Origin of the sequence: Rubripirellula reticaptiva (genome assembly GCF_007860175.1) — a bacterium.
Lineage (GTDB): Bacteria > Planctomycetota > Planctomycetia > Pirellulales > Pirellulaceae > Rubripirellula > Rubripirellula reticaptiva.
In genome coordinates, this window is record NZ_SJPX01000001.1 from 1,607,150 (window position 1) to 1,626,281 (window position 19,132).

13 protein-coding genes are annotated in these 19,132 nt (G+C 54.6%); 8 read left to right on the top strand and 5 right to left on the bottom strand.

Annotation, left to right across the window (positions count from 1 at the left end; all coding sequences use genetic code 11):
- Positions 1–414 precede the first annotated feature (414 nt).
- Positions 415–714, bottom strand: coding sequence for a hypothetical protein (locus Poly59_RS05705; RefSeq protein ID WP_146533038.1), 300 nt, complete (start codon positions 712–714; stop codon positions 415–417).
- 179 nt (positions 715–893) lie between these two features.
- Here Poly59_RS05705 and Poly59_RS05710 point away from each other — a divergent pair, with 179 nt between their 5' ends.
- From Poly59_RS05710 to Poly59_RS05720, 3 genes are all read left to right on the top strand, one after another.
- A complete protein-coding gene (locus Poly59_RS05710; RefSeq protein ID WP_146533039.1) occupies positions 894–2,207 on the top strand; it encodes a hypothetical protein in 1,314 nt (437 codons plus the stop codon).
- Positions 2,208–2,272: 65 nt separating this feature from the next.
- Entirely contained in the window at positions 2,273–3,976 is a 1,704-nt protein-coding gene (locus tag Poly59_RS05715) for a di-heme oxidoredictase family protein (RefSeq protein WP_246151404.1), read from the top strand.
- A gap of 168 nt (positions 3,977–4,144) precedes the next feature.
- On the top strand, positions 4,145–5,257 hold the full coding sequence (locus tag Poly59_RS05720; protein ID WP_146533040.1) for a TIGR03032 family protein: 1,113 nt from the start codon (positions 4,145–4,147) through the stop codon (positions 5,255–5,257).
- 126 nt (positions 5,258–5,383) lie between these two features.
- On the opposite strand, the gene Poly59_RS05725 is transcribed toward Poly59_RS05720, so the two are convergent.
- The gene (locus tag Poly59_RS05725) at positions 5,384–8,845 is read right to left on the bottom strand and encodes a ThuA domain-containing protein (protein ID WP_146533041.1); all 3,462 of its coding nucleotides are present in this window, start codon (positions 8,843–8,845) and stop codon (positions 5,384–5,386) included.
- Positions 8,846–9,050: 205 nt separating this feature from the next.
- Between Poly59_RS05725 and Poly59_RS05730 the strand changes: the two genes are divergently transcribed.
- Complete coding sequence (locus tag Poly59_RS05730; protein ID WP_146533042.1) at positions 9,051–12,602, top strand: hypothetical protein; 3,552 nt, start codon at positions 9,051–9,053, stop codon at positions 12,600–12,602.
- A gap of 8 nt (positions 12,603–12,610) precedes the next feature.
- Here the strand turns inward: Poly59_RS05730 and nagB are convergent, their stop codons facing one another.
- From nagB to Poly59_RS05745, 3 genes are all read right to left on the bottom strand, one after another.
- Positions 12,611–13,360: a glucosamine-6-phosphate deaminase gene (gene nagB / locus Poly59_RS05735; RefSeq protein WP_146533043.1), complete on the bottom strand. Its 750-nt coding sequence runs from the start codon at positions 13,358–13,360 to the stop codon at positions 12,611–12,613.
- Positions 13,357–14,721, bottom strand: coding sequence for an HD domain-containing protein (locus Poly59_RS05740; protein ID WP_222436039.1), 1,365 nt, complete (start codon positions 14,719–14,721; stop codon positions 13,357–13,359). The genes nagB and Poly59_RS05740 overlap by 4 nt, the downstream gene beginning before the upstream one ends.
- Before the next feature lie 94 nt (positions 14,722–14,815).
- Positions 14,816–15,511 (bottom strand): hypothetical protein, encoded by a 696-nt coding sequence (locus Poly59_RS05745; RefSeq protein ID WP_146533044.1) that lies wholly within the window; start codon positions 15,509–15,511, stop codon positions 14,816–14,818.
- Between the two features lie 217 nt (positions 15,512–15,728).
- Between Poly59_RS05745 and Poly59_RS05750 the strand changes: the two genes are divergently transcribed.
- The 4 genes from Poly59_RS05750 (at position 15,729) to Poly59_RS05765 (ending at position 19,132) form a co-directional block, all read left to right on the top strand.
- A complete protein-coding gene (locus tag Poly59_RS05750; protein ID WP_246151405.1) occupies positions 15,729–16,193 on the top strand; it encodes a tRNA (cytidine(34)-2'-O)-methyltransferase in 465 nt (154 codons plus the stop codon).
- Positions 16,190–16,543 (top strand): hypothetical protein, encoded by a 354-nt coding sequence (locus tag Poly59_RS05755; RefSeq protein WP_146533046.1) that lies wholly within the window; start codon positions 16,190–16,192, stop codon positions 16,541–16,543. The genes Poly59_RS05750 and Poly59_RS05755 overlap by 4 nt, the downstream gene beginning before the upstream one ends.
- A gap of 149 nt (positions 16,544–16,692) precedes the next feature.
- Positions 16,693–17,319, top strand: a complete 627-nt coding sequence (locus Poly59_RS05760) for a hypothetical protein (RefSeq protein ID WP_146533047.1) — start codon at positions 16,693–16,695, stop codon at positions 17,317–17,319.
- A 1-nt stretch (position 17,320) separates the two neighbouring features.
- The gene (locus tag Poly59_RS05765; RefSeq protein WP_146533048.1) at positions 17,321–19,132 is read left to right on the top strand and encodes a hypothetical protein; all 1,812 of its coding nucleotides are present in this window, start codon (positions 17,321–17,323) and stop codon (positions 19,130–19,132) included.

Consider the following 19,132-nt stretch of genomic DNA (forward strand, 5'->3'; position numbering starts at 1 on the left):
CGCAGATGATTTTCCAATAAAGACGTTTTAGCGAAAGCCTTCGTCGCTAGAGGGTCCGTCGGTGCACAACTCAAACCTAGGATGGCAAGAGGTTCCTGCGCCAATGCGTCAAGCGATCGAATTCGACAACGAATCCAAATTTTTTTCGGATGAATTCGTTCTTCACGCGGAAAGCCTGCTCGTAAATCAAGGTTGCCGTTTTGTGCGTCGCCAGGTGACCAAGTGTGGTCATCGGAAGTTCGTGGCAACTTTGCAAAGTACGGTGGTTGAGGGGCCATTTCTCCAGCAGCGAATGTTGTCTTGGCGACGACACATGCGGTCGGATTGACTCGGTGCTCGTCCGAGTAGCGGGTGCGCTCGTTTCGGCTGGTAAAAATTCATCAGCGAATCGCGCAAACGATCGGTCTGAACGCTTTAGTATCGGAAAACTCGTGTCCGAAGACTTTGAACGGATTCGCACGACTGAACGGTTGTTTCGTTTTTCGGTTTCACGTGTTGAAATTCGCTGCTTGCGATCATCAATTGAATGAACGTCCGATCACTGATTCGAACGGGATAGAGTTCCCAACATCCTTTTAGGTCGGCGGGTTGAATCACTTTGGTGATCAGTATGATTCGCTGGTCTCGGCGGACTTCTGCGTTTGCGAAGCCTTGTCGTTTGCACGGTGTTGATGTGTTGACGATGGGGATGTTGGCGACGACCAATCGCGTCACTGTGGCGCTCGATCCTGGTTGCGATAGAAGGATTGGATCACGACGGACGCCAGTAAATTTGATTGACTTGCTGTTTAGGAGTCGATAGCTTCAAAGCAACATGTGGATTCAGTGGCAGCGAGTAATCCAACAAGTTTTTACGACTAGCGAATGTCGTTGGGCAAGAGGCGGGGTAATTCATGCGTTGCATCTTTTCTTTCATTTTGGTTCTCTCGTTGTTCGCCGTGACATCGGCGAAATTTGTCGTCGGGCAAGACCCGGACGCTCCCAGCCCTGATGCTGAAAATGTTGAATCCGGGGAGTGGCGAGATCCGTTCCAGCCGATTTCAGTTGTCGAAGCTGACAATGTGTTGGTTCTGTTGTTGGTCACCAATGATGAACCACGTGCGTCGAGTGACGCAGGCAATCACGACGCCAATAATGACGCCGGCCACAAAACGAAACGTGACCAACGCGGTCAAGTCGCGGGGATTGGCGGTTGGTGCACGGACGTCTTCGCCGATGCGTACCGTGATGTTCGCCGCAATCGTCCCGATTTGAAAAATCAAATCTTGTTGCAATGGTTGCCGGCGGGACTACCGCGCGAGCTGACCGGCGGACAGCCCGCCAATGTGCCCGCACGCGCAATGTTGTTGGTCTGTGATGGCAACTATCGACTGCTCAGTTTTTTAGTAGGCGTACCTGATGCCGCCGACCTGCAGACGCTGATCGAAGACGCGCAAGAGTTTCAGTTGTTGAGCGGATTAGAAAACGAATCGTCTGGATCCTTGGTGATCAAGCTTGCCCAGCGATCGAGTCAGCGTGTGCCGCGGACGTGGCGTGCTGTTTTGGAAGAGACCGTTCTGATGATGGACGAAGAACTTACCAAGGATCCTGTCGATCAAATCCGCTGGCTGAGTGATCGGTTCACTGATTTTTACTTGGCTGACGTTCGATTGAGGTTTGGTTTGAGCGATGCAGCAGACAAGGATCGATTGACTGTACTGGAACAGCACATTCAGACTCGTAAGCCGTGGAGTGAAACGCTGATCCCGTTTCTAGCGGGAATTGACGTAGAAAAAACGTGGCCAGCCTTGGTCGAATCCGTCTGGGGACACCAACCGGTCCGAGCAGACATTGCCGTCAGCGATTTGGCCGACGAGATCAAAACAAATCCGAACGAGGAAACGTTTGTGCTGTCCATTCAGCCACCACTGTCGATCAGTCGCGTGCCATGGCCACCGGAATCCGATTCAACGGTGCCTTCGATCGAAGTTTGGCAAGAGGTCCACGCGATGGCTAAGCAGTTGAGCTTTCACGATGCCGATTTGCAGCAACTTTCATCTGTCATGAGGTCGGCCGAGATGATGCCGATTGATATCCGCGGTACGTCTTTGGTTCGCTACGTTGTCTTTCCACCCAACAAAAAAAAGCCGTTGCTTGTTTTCCAAGGTGACCCGCCCGGTCGTGTGCTCGGATTGATGAAACGTTTTACGAACAAGTTGTCTAGGTAGCTTCTCTTCTCTCTACAGGTCGTATCATGAAATCGTCTTATTGTCGCTCCTTTCAAAGTAGAACCTTGCAACGTCGCTATTCGATACTAGCGGGGACGGTCTGGACGCTCTCGATGGCGTTATTACCCGTCTGCGATGCGGCTTCGCCGATCAGTATCGAGCAAGGACGCCAGTTGTTTCAGAAGAGTTGGTCGCCGGGCAATCCCGCGATCAGCAGTGATGGACTGGGCCCCTTGTTCAATGGGCAATCATGCGTGGCCTGTCACAATCAAGGCGGTGTGGGTGGCGGTGGCGAGGCTGAATTCAACGCTCACACAATCGGTATCGAAGAATTGAGCATTGTTGGTGGGCCGGTTGATGATGATGTTGTCAAAAGGATGGTCAGCACGTTTCATCCTGGATTCGTGCTTGGTGACGGCACAGTCATCAATACTCTAGCGATGTCGCACCACGGTGGTTCGTCAGCATTTTCTCAAGGTCGTGCTGATTTTCTGAAACAGTTGCCAGCGGAGTTTAGTAGTCACGGTGGTCCGGTCAGTGCATCCGAAACTCGTTTTGCAACGGCGACGCCTGTGTTGTTCCACAAGGAAGTCGGCAACTATCAGATGTCCCTTCGCGCTCGCCTTTATCAACGCAACACGACGGCGCTGTATGGAGCCGGTTTGATCAATCAGGTTCCCGAATCGGCGATCCGACTGGCCGCAAAGAAACAGGAGGGCCATCCAGAAATCAGTGGTCGGCCGGCGACGCTTCGCAGTGGAAAGATCGGGCGTTTTGGTTGGCGTGCCAATGTGGCGTCGCTGGTCGAGTTCACGGATCAAGCATGTGCAAACGAAGTTGGACTTGAAACCAAACGCAAGCCACAACCGGCTGACCCGATGATGCCGGGTTATCGAAACTCGGGAATCGATATTTCTGACGAACAGATCGAGGCAATGAGAGATTTTATGGCAGCGCTGCCGGCGCCGACGCGAGCCATCCCGAGCGAATCGAAAAAGCGGATCGAAGCTGAGCGAGGCGAGCAACTATTTGCATCGGTGGGCTGTGCGGTGTGTCACTTGCCATCGATTGGGCCGGCCAACCAGATCTACAGCGACTTGTTGCTGCATGACATGGGCTATGAACTGATCGACTTGAATCACGCCGAACCCTATATCGTTCGAACGACTCCCCAATCACGTATCTCGCTTTCTAGCAATGAGCGAGTTACTGGCACACAAATGGTGGGTGGCTATTATGGACCGGCAAGCCAGATCAGTGTCGACGATGTCTTTTCGACTTCGAAAACCGGAGATTTCTCGAGAAGCAATCGAATCCGAATCGGGCGGCCCTTAAAGAGGGGATTTAATTTTGTCGCGCCGAACGTGCCCGAAGCTCGAATGCAGTTGGTTGATCTCGATTCTAAGGACACTCTTACTAGCAATACGTTCAAGCAGGAAGCTTATGACTCGAATCGAGGGCGCGTGGACAACGCCACGGTCACGCGAGAGCAATTGATCCGTGAAACGCTGTACGTGCGAGTCCATTTCGAGCCGACGAATTTTAACCAAGAATGGCGTACCCCACCGCTTTGGGGTGTTCGCGATTCGGCGCCTTACATGCACGATGGTCGGGCCGAAACGTTGCTCGAGTCGATCTCCATGCACGGTGGCGAATCGGCTGGCACTCGAGACCGTTTCTTGCAGCTTTCTCTGTCCGATCGGCATGCGATCATTGCGTTTCTCAACACGCTGGTTGCTCCGCCGAACGCGCCTCAGATGGCGATGTAGTTCCCCGGTCTCAGCCAAGGATGGGGCCACCGCAAGGTTGGATCGACGGTAAGTCCCGTTGCCCCAGCCTTGTGGGGAAGCGCATGATGAGTTGCCATGGCTATTGCCGGATGTCTTCGGGACTGGTTCGGCAGGCCGTTGTTTCTCGCCAAGCGTTGCTGAAAACTTATGCCGGATTTGGAAACTTTGCCGCCACTTCGCAGTGTTCATACGTCGAATGTGCCGGAGATCCTTGATCATTTTGGGATCTCGGTAATGGTCACGACCTATCAGGCTGGTCGGCTTGTGATGTTGAGATCTCAAAACGGTTTGTTGAACACGCACTTTCGATCGTTTGATAAGCCGATGGGGCTGGCGGTCGGCGAACACCGACTGGCAGTTGGTGCGGCAACCAGTATTTGGGAATTCCATGACCTGCCGGCCGTCAGTGAAAAGCTGGATGCAAAGGCAAACGCGGGTGCCGAGCATCCCGTACAGCATGATGCGTGCTTTTTGCCTCGGGCTACACACTGGACCGGCGATATCCAGATCCACGAAATGGCTTGGGTTGGACATGGAGCCGATGCTGACCTTTGGGCCGTCAATACTCGGTTCAGTTGCCTGTGCCGGCGAAGTGATCGATATAGTTTCGAACCGATTTGGCGACCTCGTTTTATCGACCAGTACATCCCAGCGGACTGTTGCCATTTGAATGGCTTGGCGATGCGAGATGGCGAGGTTCGCTACGTCACCGCGCTTGGCGAAACCAGTGATGCCGGTGGTTGGCGCACCAACAAACGCGATGGGGGCATTTTGATCGATATGCGTGCCGACGAAGTGATCGCGCGAGGGCTCTCGATGCCGCATTCGCCGCGATGGTATCGCGATCGATTGTGGGTGCTGCAGTCGGGACTGGGCGAGATCGGGTACGTTGATGCGGCATCTGGTGGATACGAATCGGTTGCGTCGCTTCCGGGGTTCACCCGGGGCTTATCGTTTGTCGGGCCGTTGGCGTTCATCGGGTTGTCGCAAATCCGAGAGTCGGCTGTGTTTGGCGGCATCCCGATTGCCGATCGCGAGCTTGCCGACCGAGTCTGCGGCGTTTGGGTCGTCAATATTGAAAGCGGCGAGACGGTGGGCTTTGTGAAATTCGAAGACGCGGTGCAGGAGATCTTTGCGGTCGAAGTTTTGCCGGCGCGTTACCCCGAACTAGTTAACGATGACAAAGATCTGATTGCGGGTTCATTCGAGTTGCCCGACGCAATGCTTGCCGACGTACCACCGGATCTTCACAGCGAATGAAGCTCGATTGAACGATTCGCTCTTGAGTCATTTCAAAAAAATCCTCGCTCTCGGACACTGGGCCCGAGAGCGAGGCAGGTTCGATTCAATCAATCGTGGCAAACAGCTTTGCGGAAACGCACCGGACTACTTTGCACTGGCGGTTTTCTTCAATTCATAGTCGATCGGTTTCTTGCCCGGGATGAATTTGCTGAAACCGAAGGGCGTTGGTTTGTAATCGCCAACGATCGAGACATCAAAGTCTGGCTTGATTGCGTCTTCCATGCCCAGGCACCAGAAGGCCGCGTTGACCAACATGCGGCGAACGCCTTCGCTTGGCAAATCGTCGGCTGATCCCATGGTCGTGGCGAACACTCGTCCGCCTTTGTAGGTGCGAGTCCATGCAACTGGCATCATGGGATCGTTTCGCTTGTCAGCAACCGCATCGTCGTTTGCGTTCATGCCCTTTAAAATCTGTCCTTTGATGATCACGTGCCCATCGCCCGATAGCGGCAACGTGACTGCGTAAACGTCCGTCGGTCCCCAGATGTCGCCCGCAGCGATACCACGTGCGATTGGGTGTTTGGCGTCCGCGACGATTCCTCGCGTCGATTCGACACCGTGATTGCCATGGTGTGCGACCCAAGTTTCACCGAAGACTTGTTTGCCAAAACCGCCTGTGAAGTTGTCGGTCTTGTTGTTCCACGAATGCTTGGCGTACTTGCGATCCGCCGGTACATCGAACGCATGAGTCGATGTTCGCATTCCGATCAGCGGTCGGCCGGCTTCGACATAGTCGTCGATCATCTTCATCTGGTCATCGGGCAGGTTGCGAAATCGCAATCCCATGATCACGAGGTCCGCCGATGCGAGTGATTCAAGTCCAGGAATGTTGGAAACATGGTCCGGGTTGATCTCGCCCGTCGCCGGGTCGATCGCAAACAGAACCGTGCACTTGAATCCCAAGTGTTGGGACAAGATTTTCCCCAGCTGAGGTAACGCTTCTTCGCTTCGATACTCATGATCGCCCGACACCAAAACAATGTGCTTTCCGGCACCGGGGCCTTCACCGCCAGCAAACGTTAGCCATTGCTTGTCAGGGTTCTTTTTGCCGCCATTGGCTGCAGCGACCGACTGATAGACGGGATGGTCCGCCCGTCCGCCGGCACGCAGGTAGGCAATCAGGTCAACAATTTCTTCTTCGGTGAATGTGTCCAGCAATCCGGATGGCATCATACTGGTGGTTGCCGGTCGAGTTTCCTCGACCGAATCACGCATAACCTTGGTTTGTGCGGATGGATCCAGCATGTTGGTCATCACGGCTAATTCCTTGCCTCGCATGTTGACGACCCGGCCAACGATCACTCGACCATCATCAGTCAAGAACTGAGTCGCTCCGTATTGGTCGCTAATCACCTTGCTGGGTTCGATCATTGAAACCAGCAAGTCACGAGTGTTGAAACGTCCACCGGCCGCTGTCAGGTCAGGCCCCAGGATTCCGCCTTGAACGCCCATTCGGTGACATTTGTAGCACTGTGCTTCGCCAAAAATCTCTTTGCCTCGCTCGAAATTTGGAATGTGTGATTCGTCGCTTGCTGCGGCAAGCAGGTCGTCCACCTTCCATTGTTTGACCAAATCACGCGGCGCCTTTGCGGCTTCCTTTTCTGTTGTAGCTGGTGGATCAATGACCGACGCAAACGCGACTTTCTGTTTTTCGGAAAGTCCTTGGACAGCTTCTTTTTTGATGTTGTCGATGAAGCCGCCGAACGACATGCCACCGCGTGCTGACTGAATGTTGCTGAACCAAGTGAAGTACTGGCGACGCAGATCTGGGTTCCAGCCTTTCTTCATATTGCGAAGTGCCATCGCATAATAAATCTGATTTTCTTGGCTGGGCGATGCCTTCATTTCCGAAACGATTTTTGCGGTCGAATCTGGTGCACCAAGATAGATCAATACCTGCGACAGTTCGCGATCAAGTTCGTTTTCGCCGGTTGGGAATTGGTTTCCAATCTTTGCCAAAACTGGTTTTGCTTCGTCGGGCGTGATTCCACCCAATCGAATCGCGACCAGGCCGAATGCGCGAAGCCAGTCAACTTTTTGACTTGTTGGCAGCGAAGACCAATCCAGTTCCGATAGCGCAGCCAAAGCAGCGGGCTTGTCAGAATCTTTTCCATTGCGAGTCAGAGCGATGACGCCAAGAATTCGAGCTTCAGCGTTTTCGAGCGACGTTACTTTGTCACGCCACTGTTCGATCGGTTGGTGTTCCAACGCGATTCTTGCCGCACAGCGAATAGCTCGATCTGAATGAGCAAGGTGTTCCAGAATCATCGGCAACTTATCGGTTGCCGGCGGGCCGACGTGCAACGATTCGAGTGAGTGTCGGACACCACGCAAACGGGCTGCTTTGGCGTCAACGGAATCCGCCGGTTCATCGTCAAGTTCACCGGTGTACTTGATTCGATAAAGACCGCTCTGCGTTTGTCGGCCGCCAATTGTGAAGTACATCGATCCGTCCACGGGATGGATCAAAATGTCGGTGACGGGCAAGGGAGCAGCGGTCGTGAACGTCTTGTACGATCCTGTGTATGAGCTGCCGTCAGGAGTCAGTTCGACCGCGTGGATGTTTCCATAGCTCCAATCGCAAATGAAGAGGCTGTTTTGGTACTTCTTTGGAAATTTGGCGCCGTAGCCAAAGCAGATGCCAGTGGGCGATCCAGGGCCAATATCAACGGCGGCACCAAACGAATCCGGGTAATAAGAAGGCCATTTTCCCGTGCCGTTTCGCCATCCGAAGTCCACGCCGCTGATGACATGGTTGATGCGAGTCGGTCGGTACCAGGGCGTGCCGACGTCCCATTCCATGTCCGCGTCGTACGCGAAAAGTTCGCCTTGTTTGTTCAACGCGATGTCGTATTCGTTTCGGAAACCAGTCGCCATCAGTTCAATGTCGCTGGCGTCTGGATTAAACGACAGGATGAATCCGCCGGGCGCCATCCGGTCGGCGTTGTGTCCTCGTGCATCGGGCATTCGACCGAGCAAGTGATCTTCGTCCCAGTTCTTCGGTGCGCGGCTACGGGCGATGTTGTCGGGAAGCGTTGTGTTGTTGCCGGCACACATGATGATCCGCTCGCCATCCGGCGTCAGGATCATCGCATGCGGCCCGTGCTCCGATCCACCATTGAGCGGCAAGATATGCTCTTTCTTGTCGTATTGGTCATCACCGTTGGTGTCCGTCAATCGCCAAACACCTGACGGAAAGTTCCGGGAGTTGACGTTCGCGTAGAGCGAACCGAACGCACACAACAAACCTTGAGCGCCTTCGAATTCGATCGTTAGCTTTTCGACTTTTGGTTGGTCGCCGCTAACGTCGATCCGGTACAAGCCGCCGTCTTGGTCGCAAGCGATCAAACGGCCTTTAGGGTCAACAGTCAGACTGACCCACGAACCTTCTGTTTCGCCGGGGACTTCGTAGACTAAGTCGACTTCAAATCCTTCGGGCAAGCTAAACTGGTCAGCCGGCGTGACACCTAGGCCGCCAGCAACGCCGGTTGGCGTCATCAAGACCAATGTGGTGATGCAAAAGAAGAATAGCGATAGGGATCGCATGAGGAACGAACCTTTTTTTCGAGGAGGGAGGGTTGGGTATCGGAGGCGAGGTCTCCGATGATAACGACCTAGGGGCGGATCTTCCAACGCAGGGGAAGTGGATTTCGTTTCGGCGAAGTCATCACAGACGCGGCGGATTGCCAATTTGCTATGCTATCGGCTTCTAAAACGACCGTTTTTGATGCGTCTCAGGGAGTTACACGCCATGCCATTTCAAAACCAAAATTCCGCGATATTACAACGAAGCGTTGGGTGGGACGCCGAACTGTCGGCCAGCACTTCCGAACGGGAACGTTTGCACAGCTATATCGCGTTTCAAATGGCGTCTGCTGGACTGTCGCCGCCTGATGATGATCCCGAATCGGATTCAATGGCAGCGTTTTCAGCCGGCATTTTGGATTCGCTTAAAGAAAAGAACCGCTTGTTGGCTGAACACCGGGCGCCAGTCGATGGTCGAATCGAATCGTTTTTGCAGGACTATTTTCGCGACGAAGTTGGCGATTCAGCGCTGCGATTGCCAAGCCGTTCGTTGACGCTCGATCGTCACGGCATGGCTCGCGAACTGAGTTTGCCGATTGGCGGCGACCATTACAAGAACGAGTTGGTCGAAACGCACCGCTGTCTCAACGGGGTTCTGAATAATCCCAGACACGATCGTCGCACGACGGCGGGCACGTTCCACGTCGCTGAAGGTGGGTTGCCGATCCCCGGTGACAAGCGAGCGGTGCCGAAGAATGTGTTCGTGAATTTGTTTCGAGCCGCAATGAATCCGCCCGAATCACTGATGGAGTTGCCTTATTCGTCCGATTCAGCAACGCCGGCTCACACTTGGGTTTCGCTGTTGCTGCGCCCGATGGTTTGCCCGGCCGTCCCCGGATACTGCGAATCGAAGTCGCTTGAAGTCCGGTTCTTTGCGCCGGGAACGCTGGTCAGCAATTTGGATTTTGTTGAATCTATCTTTGGTAACGCTGGCGATCCGTTGATTTCCGCCAATGACGCCAGCTTGGACGTGCACGGTTGGAGCGGGCATACCGGTTGCGTGATCCTGGCGACGCACTTGACATCGTTGACGAAAAAAGAACTCGGTTTGCCGTCTTATGAAGAGGCCACGGACCGTCAACGACGCGATTCGATGTGCTGGAAGGACGAGAACGAGAAGTACAACGATGGCGGCGCGTTCAAGCTAACCTGCCGTGACGCGTCGGGCGTGATGGTGACGTTGATCGCGGATAACTATTACGGTTACTGCAAGAAAGAAGTGAAGACGCAGATTAGCTTTGCTACCAACTTGATGGGCAATACCGAAGAGGAGCACGCCGGTGGTGCACTTGCGTTTGCTTCATATTCACTTGGGGAAGAATTCCAAGTCAACAGTCGCCGATACAACGGTCGGGCGTTTGACGACGTCGCAGCCCAGTACCGTTCGTTCATTGATGTTCAACCTGAAGGTTACGGCATCGATCGATCGGATCCTTCGGTCATCTACATTCCAGAATCGGGACGAGCGACGTTATCCGAAAAGTGCATCAAGTGGACCAAGGACGGCGTCGAGCAACGGATTCCGCTGTTGCCGCGGAATGTCTACATCGCACCGAGTGGATACAAAATTCAGCTTGAAAAGCACCCTGCCGCTCCGTCATGGCGATTGATAGGAACGGTTGGCGAAGGCATTTTCTGCCACAAACCTTGCACGGTCAGTGGCGGTGGCAAGAGTGAGATCAGCAAGAGTCTTCGTGACTACATGTTGTACGGTCCGATTTTTGTCGCGGATCATGAAAAAGATTTTGCCAAGTTGGACGAAATCTTTGACCGCAACTACCAAGATCGCTGGGACCCCAATACCGACGACAAGCCCGTTTACTCGGATCGTCCAAGTCGCAGCGTGCTAGACCCAAGTCGCAGCCTTGGCAGCATGATTCAGTTGTTGACGCCTCAGCCGAACTTTAGTGCCGAATACAACGAATGGCTTGCTGGAATTCCGGATCACGTTTATGCGTTAGCTTTGATCATCAAGCGATTCATCAAGCCAGGCATGGAAGAAGACTGGAAGAGCCACTTTGGTGTCGACATCGTCAATGGATCGGCCGGGCACGAGCTTAAGATCGGCGATCGGTCGCTGGTGGGGACGTACCTGCGGATCGGATTGGACGAACAGCGTTGGCGAACATTCAAGCTGCGCCAGGACTTCATTGCGGCCGCCAAAGTCCAGCGCGAAGACGACATTAGTTGCAGCGTCGTCGTGCCGGCTGGTGCTGTTGGCCAAGTTGGTGCGGGTGTCCCGGTCGCCGGCAGTTATAAGTTTGTTGAGAACTGCGAATACCGATTGTTCCAGCGACCCGATGACGCGATTCACCGTGGATTGGATAAGCAGACAGAGATCGATCTGTCGAAGCCTGGCAGCTTCATCAGTAACTTCCAAGCGTTGCCGGTCGAGATGGCTCGAGAATTGGTCGAAGACGCGATCGAGTTTGATAAATACAGTCAACCGATCAAGGACATGCTGTTGCAAGCGGCCAAGCGTGAAGATGGCTTCGTCGTTAGCACCGCCCACCCGCGAGTGCTAGCGGATGGTTCGCGAACAACGAATCCACGCTACCTGCAGAATCGGCCTGACATGGTCAACTCGCGTGATACCTATGTCGCGATGCGAGGCATGCAGTTGCACCGTGGATTGCCCGATGGTGCGACCGCGCACGCGCCGGTCGGTTCGGTGCTGAGCGGTCGTCGTAACAATCCACCTGAGCAAGAAAAAGGGATTCGGTCGTTGGCGGTCTATTCGCCACTGCACTACCAAGAGTTGCCCGAATTGGTGATGGATTACGTTTGCTCGTTGACTGGAAAAAGCCCTAGCACAACGGGTGCGGGCAGTGAAGGCGCGCTAACCAAGGGGCCCTTCAATGCGTTGATGCCATCAATCGATCTGAACTCGATGGTCGTATCGATGATCCTGACGGAATTAGCTGGTTTTAGTACTCCGGCCGGACACATTGGTCCTAAGTTCGCGATCGGACACGACATTTCGTTGTTGATCCCCGAAGTCTGGTGCCGCATGGGACCAGAGGAGCGTGATCCGATCGCGTTGATCAAAGCGAAGATGTTGGAAAAGGTTGACGACTTTGAAGTCGGTGGCGTAACGATCCCAGCCAGTCGCCTGGGCTATCGGATCACTCGCAAGTTTGTACGCACCTACTTGGGGCGAATCTTTGATAACCCCGGCAAGGTGTTCCCCGATGAACTGCTGAAACCCGAACTGCAAGATAGCGAGTCGTTTGCTGACGGTGTTCTGCACATCGCCGAAGCTCAGAAGCGAGTCGCCCTGCAGTACATGTCCGATGGTGGCTACGAGCTAGCGTGTCCGCCGTTGCAAGCCGTGCTGAGCATCATGGCGTACGGCGAGTACGAAGGTAAATCCATCGCGGATCCCGAAGTTCGAAACCTTTTCAATCGCGATGCGATGCTGGAAAGTGATTGGTACAAGCGACGGTTGACGACCAAACGCAATCGTGACTTGGATCACTGGAAGTCGTTCGAGACTCGGTTGAAAGCGGTCATCGAGGAGCTATCGCAAGGTGAAATGTCGATGGCTGAAAAGGCCGAAACCGAGCAAATGAACAAGCGCCTGCAGTTTGTTCGTGACCAGATCAACGAAGTCTCGTCGCCAAATTACGAGCACTCGTTGATCGGAACGCTTGGGGCTGACCCGATGCAGCCGTCATTGACAGACAAGGCGATGATCAACAAGTTGGCCGGCGTCTGATTTGCCGTTTATGTCTTCGGCGTCAGGCCGGACCCAGCGGCCTGGTCCACCACGAATATGACATTCGGGTGGGATTGCAATAGCGACGCGGGGCAGTCGATGGTCATCGGGCCTTCGATTGCCTCGGCGACCGCTTTTGCTTTGCCAGCGCCGGTCGCGATCAACACGATTTGTTTGGCTTCCAGGATGGTTCCGATGCCCATCGTGATCGCGGTCGTCGGGACGTCGGCGATTGATGGGAAGAATCGCGAATTGGATTCAATGGTTTGCCGAGTTAGCGAGACTTCGCGTGTGCGGCTGTCGGCGGCTGATCCGGGTTCGTTGAATGCGATGTGTCCGTTGGTGCCAATGCCAAGCAATTGGATTTCGATTCCACCCGCTTCGGTAATTTTTAGTTCGTAGTTGGCGACGTGTTTGGCAACGTCCGGGCATTTGCCGTCCGGCACGAACGTATTTGATGGGCGGATATCGATCAGGTCGAATAATTGTGACTGCATGAAGTGGCGAAAGCTCTGCGGGTGGTCCGCGTCGAGCCCGATGTATTCGTCCAAGTTGAACGAAGTGGCTTGGGCAAAGCTAAATTCGCCACCGCGTGATCGTTCAACCAGTCGCTGATAGCAGCCAATCGGGCTGCTGCCGGTGGCAAGTCCGAGCACGATCTTGGGGTTTGACTTGATTGCGGCTGCGAAAACATCGGCCGTGTACTCGGCGACATCCGCGGCGGTTTTGACAGTTACGATCTTTGGTGAGTTTTTCATGCTATTTCGTCTTCAAGCGTGTTGATTGTTGTCATCACCAAGTCAGTCAGTTGCGGTAGGCTCAGTTTCGCAGCGATCGTATCGCGCACTTCGTCTCGCAAGAATACTCGCACTCGCTTGACGTGATTGTCGAACTGGCGATGGGCAAGTGCTGCGGTCACCGGCGAGACGTCGCCCAGCGGTCGAGCGGTTCCGTCGCGTGCAACCACGTCGATATTGATGTCGACTTCTAGTTTCACTGGCGGCGCGTCCACGAGGACATCGACCGCATGCACGACGGTCGAACAGGTGCTTGAAAGTTGCCCGGCTAACCGTTCGGCCAGAGCGACCAGCCACCAGTAAGGTTTGCGAGCGAGTCGCGAGTGAACTTCATCGCCGTCGATCACGTTGAACTCAGCAGCTCGCTTGTAAAGTCGACGACGAGCACCAAAAAGGCCGTCTGCCAGTGGTTCGGCGACGCTGCCTTCAGCGGCCCGTCGCAGGTTGGCGGTCCACGCCGCGTCGTCCATCCTTAGCGTCGATTCGAGGTCCAAGCGGTGTTGCAGCAAGAACACGCACCGCTGCAGCATCGCGGTGGCCGATCGCACGGTGTGATGCCAGTACACTTCGCTGAACATGATGTAACGCGAAAATACCATCATTTCTGCCGCGGTTCGGCCTTTGTCACTGATCGCAAGCTTTCCCGTTTGGGGATGGATGCTCATCGATGCAATCAAGCGGCCGGAATCAAAGTTGCGGCCATACGGAACGCCGGCGTGCAGGCTGTCGCGTTCCAAATAATCCAGTTTGTCGACATCGATGGGGCCGCTCAGGCAACTTGCTAGGAAACGATGCCCAGGGAGGTGCAATCCGGGGCTTTGTGATGCCGAAGCTTCCTTTTTAGGACAAAGTAAACCTAGCAGGTCAGCAACGTCACAGTTCCAGTCTTGTTCGATACACTCCGTTAATTCGGATCGCTGGATCCAGTCACCGATGCGAGTTTCGTGTTCGCCCAAGCCGCTCAATCTCATGTCTTCGATTGGGTGGCAAAACGGCCAGTGGCCAACGTCATGCAGCAAGGCGGCTAGCACGAATGATTCTGCCATTGGGACGTCGACCATCGCATTGAAGTTGGCATCGCCAGCAAATCGCGTCAGAACTCGCAGCGCGTTGTCGTAAACGCCAAGTGAATGCTCGAGTCGCGAATGAGTGGCGCCGGGATAGACCAATGCGACCATGCCGAGCTGGCTGATCGATGCTAGTCGTCGCACCGGAGCGGTGTCCAGGATGCGGCGGACACGTGCCGACATGGGCACGTCTTGAGCCGGCGGGATTCGAACAAGCGAACCGGTTTGGAACAGCGAGGTCAGTTCAGGAAGCATGCGATCGAGGCTAAGTCCGAAAGGTGGCAGTAGCTGCGTTTGGCAGCCGAAAGCAGGCCTGCGCAAACCGGCCGCGTAATTGTGGCGACGCTGGTTACGGGACCGGGGTACCGGTCGCCAGTACGGCGCCGCTTAGTAAGGCCAGCAAAAGTGTGGCGATCAAATACAAGCCGACATGAGCTAAGCCGCTGGCGAATTCTAGTTCGAATGTTCCCACTGAAATCAGAGCTCCGATGATCAGCATGGCCGAGAATATGATGCCGAACCACATGAAGGACATGTCGGACGGCGATTCGAAGTCAGCGACGTAAGCGGGCACAAACGCGTACAGCAACCACAGGGCTGAAAACAAAACGGATCCGATCAGGACTCGGTTACGAAGTTCGGCACCGACGTAGGGGGCAAGTTCAGAATCGCGGACGAACGTGTACCCGGCCCACACCAGCGGCGGTGCGACTGCCAAAGCACCAATGGCAAGAATGACCACCGAAACGCCGCCGGTGACTCTCAATCCAATCGCGATCCCAATCGCCGCCAAGATAGCGCCGGCCGTGATCAGCAATCCTTTGCGGGTGACATCGGTTTCGCTGCGTTTGAGTGGCTTGAGGACACTTTCGCCGCTGCGAGTTTTAGGGGCACCGTCGTCAGGTGCGTGAATGACGACTTGTTCGTCCAGCTCGGGCACCCGAATCTGGTTCTTACAGGCCGGGCAGGGGCCGGTCTTGCCAGCGAACTTGTCACTGACCTGGAACCGCTTCAAACACTTCGGACAGGTGACTTGGATCGGCATGGTAGAGAATGAGTCGGTTGCAGGCGGCGAGTTACAGGTGTCAGAAATTTCGGGCGTCAGAGATCAAAATCTTTGTGATCAAAATCTCCGTGAGATAATACCAGACATCGGATTTGTTATTGTAGGTGCTCTCAGAAACATCACGCTTGCCATGGCAGTGCCGAATTTCTGATGTCGAATGACCTTTTGTTTCCAGTCCTCCAAGCCCTTTTTCTTGATGCCTACCGCTCACGTTGTTCTTTACCAGCCCGAAATTCCGGGGAATACTGGCAACATTGGTCGCACCTGCGTCGCTGCGGATGCAAAGCTTTGGATCGTTCGGCCCGCCGCGTTTCAGTTTGACGATGCACGCGTCCGCCGGGCTGGGCTGGATTACTGGCAGCACCTCGACCTTGGTGACGCCGATAATTGGGAACATTTGGTTGAGCAACTCGCACCGCGACGGTTTTTCTTTCTATCGCGTTTCGCCAAGCGGACTGTTTGGGACGCCGATTTTCAGCCCGACGACGTGCTGGTGTTTGGGTGCGAGACATCGGGGTTGCCCGACACGATTTTGGATCCTGATGACCCGCAGGCGCTAAGTTTGCCGACATCGCGTCACGTCCGCAGTCTAAATTTGGCGACCACGGTTGGCATTGTTGTGTACGAACACCAACGCCAGATTCGGCTGGGACAATCATGAACACACAGCCAATAATCCGACGTCGCCCGCCCCAGATCAGCCTCGGTTTCATGATGCTGATGATGGTGGTTTTTGCCGTGATGTCGGCTGGCTTGCTGTACGCCGCGCGCGTTCCGGCCGTTCAGGATGAACTGAGTGTTCTGATGACGGGTAAGTCACCCGCCGCTGGGCATGGAGTAAGCAGGATGCCGCACATCGTATTTATCATGTTCACCTTCACATCGCCCCTGCTGCTCGCTGGCGTCTTGTCGACTGCCATGGGGGTGATGCGTTGGTTGGATCGTCGCAAATCCAAGCCGACCGTTACAACGACACGAACCGTCATGCTGGACAACGTCACCGAAGATTGATCACTTCGAGATTTTTGCTTTCCCGATTGGTTCTTTGTTCGTTTGGTGCCGTCAAAATCGCTGTTCTCGAAGCAGGCTGCGACTTAGTTCGAAATAAAATATCTGGTTTCGCTGAAAGTCCTTTTCCCGTTTTTTGAAGGCAACTACTGATGTTCTTGAGTTCTCGATTTCGGATTCGTTTTTCGAGTTCGGACGGTAAAGTATTGCCGCTGATGATGTTAGTTGTATTACTGGCGACGGCTTGTTCGTCGGGCTGTTCCAAGGCTGAAATGAAGCAGGCGTTGGAAGAAGCCAAAGTAAAAACACAGGACCTAGCCGCTTCGACTCAAAAGGCGGTCGAAAAGCACTTGCCGTCTTCGGGCGAAATCACGCTGCGCACGACGCCGGCAACCAAGACGACTGGTCGGGCAACGTTGGAAGTGATTGCTATCGGAAATGGGCGGCCCAATGTTGTGCAAGTGACTAGCTATGACCCGGCTAATTCGTCCAAAGACTATCCGGCGATTTTGTTGCATGGCACCACCGACGCGTCCAGCGTGTCGGCGCTAGCGGGCAAGACTGTGTCATGTGATGTTTACTTGCATGCGTCGCGAACATCGGCGGTTGCGATGACGGGACCGGGCCAATCGGCACAGTTGACGTTTACGTCCATCAATTCGGACGATCAAACGATCAAGGCGACGATTGGGGCGGTGCAGTTGGTCACATCGGACGGAAAGGCGGTGTCGGTCCAAGGCGGCGACTTGCTTGCGGTTGTTCGTGAAGGAGGAAACTGAGATGGGGATCAATATTTCGAGTTTTGCAGCAGCGTCGGCGATTGTTCTGTTCTCCGTTTTGGGGATGTCGCTTTCTTGGGCGAGTCCAACGGATAAGAAGGCAGATGGTGGTCTCGACACGCATGGGACGATCAATGGTGCGAGCGAGTTGGCGGCTCGTGCGTATGCGGTCTGTGAAAAGGCTGATGCGCTGGTTAGCCAGCTTGACTCGATGAAGGACAACCCCGACAAGTGGTCTGGGAAGGCAATCAGCGACATGTCGGGGCAGTTGTTTCAGGCCGATCGCGACGCCAAGCATTTGACTTTGATGGGCGAGCCTGCCGGGGCTGACCTAGCGATTCAAGTTAGTTTGTTGACGAAGTATCTGCATGATTTTGCCGTCGCGATTCGTAGCACTCGACAGGGTCAGAAACTTCGTCAGGAATTCGACGTTAAGCTGACTCGTGCGAAGCCGAAGTTGCAGAAATTCATTGAAAAGGCGCAAGGGTTTTTTCAGGCCGAAAATTATGAGACCTTCAACAAGGGTATGGAAGCCAAGGGAGTCGAGTTGACGTCGCAGTTGGCGTTCTTTACTTCCAAGGAAGCCGAGCGGTACGTTCTGAATTACTACTCGGTTCTGTCGCAAGGAACCACGAAAGTGTCCGATGTGCGACGCGATCAATACGTAGCCCAAGCAAAGAAAGCGGCTAGTGTTCAAGCGGTGCCGGCTAGCGAGTTTGCCAGTCAAGCCAGACGCGTCGTCAGCGAAATTGGCACATCGGCAAAGGCTGCGTTAGCCGATGGTGCAATCGGCGACGCCAGTGAAGCAATGGCTTACTTGGTGTCCAAGTGGGAGTCCGCTTCGGCGGGACTGATTCGCGCATCCGCGATCGATTTCGCGTTTCGGCTTAGCGATGGAAGTCAGATCGACGGCGAAATGAGCCAGTTGAAGTCCGACGCACAGCAAGCGATCGTGCAATTGATCGACGCAGCCGCATCGTCGGCGCAGGCGAGTAGCGTTCGGACGCTGCACGCCAAAATGATCGACCAAATCAGTGTGGTTCACCGGCGAATGGGAAACGGCAGTGGCCAATGGGTCGCCGAATGTGACGCGGCATTGATCAAGTTGGCGTCGAAGGAAGCCGGCTTTGCCGAACAGGTAGCTGCGTATCGCCGTGCCACTGCGGAACCGCTCAGTTGGCGACAATTGTTTTCGGCCCAGCAATCCAAGCAGGTGCAAGCAACAGTTAAAACGGCCACCGGATTGATGGCTGAGAAAACCGAAGTCCAATCGTCGCTGCGCCCCAGTTACCATCGTAGCGTCCCAGGTCCGAAAACAATCGCGCCGACTCGATTAGCCGAGCCCAGTTCGTGGATCATGGACGAAGCCGGGGCGCGGTTGATGGGGCAGCGAGTTTTCGAACCGATGGCGCGGCGATTGTCGCCGACCAGCAAAGTCGGCATGGTCCCGTATGCGGGCAACCACTACGCCGCGGTCGCGTTGCCGGTTGCTGCCGATGAACAAGCCAGTGATTTGAAAGCGTCGCTAGCGATTGCCGGTTCGCAACCGCCGCTAACGATCGAAGCTGCAGACGCGATTTCGCGATCGGTTCTGGGCGACTATGAAGGTTTTGTTGCTGAAGTCAAAGGCGTCACGATGGAGTCGCCGATCACGCGATTCATCACGTTACCGGATCTGGCTTACTTGCTGGTGCCGCTAGGTGAGTTGCCTGATCTAGAGAATCAGAGTCAGGCGATGCAGGAAATTTGTTGGCGGCTGGACCTGCAGCCACTGTGGGCCGATGCCAAGAACTTCACTGTCAAGTCGCAGTAG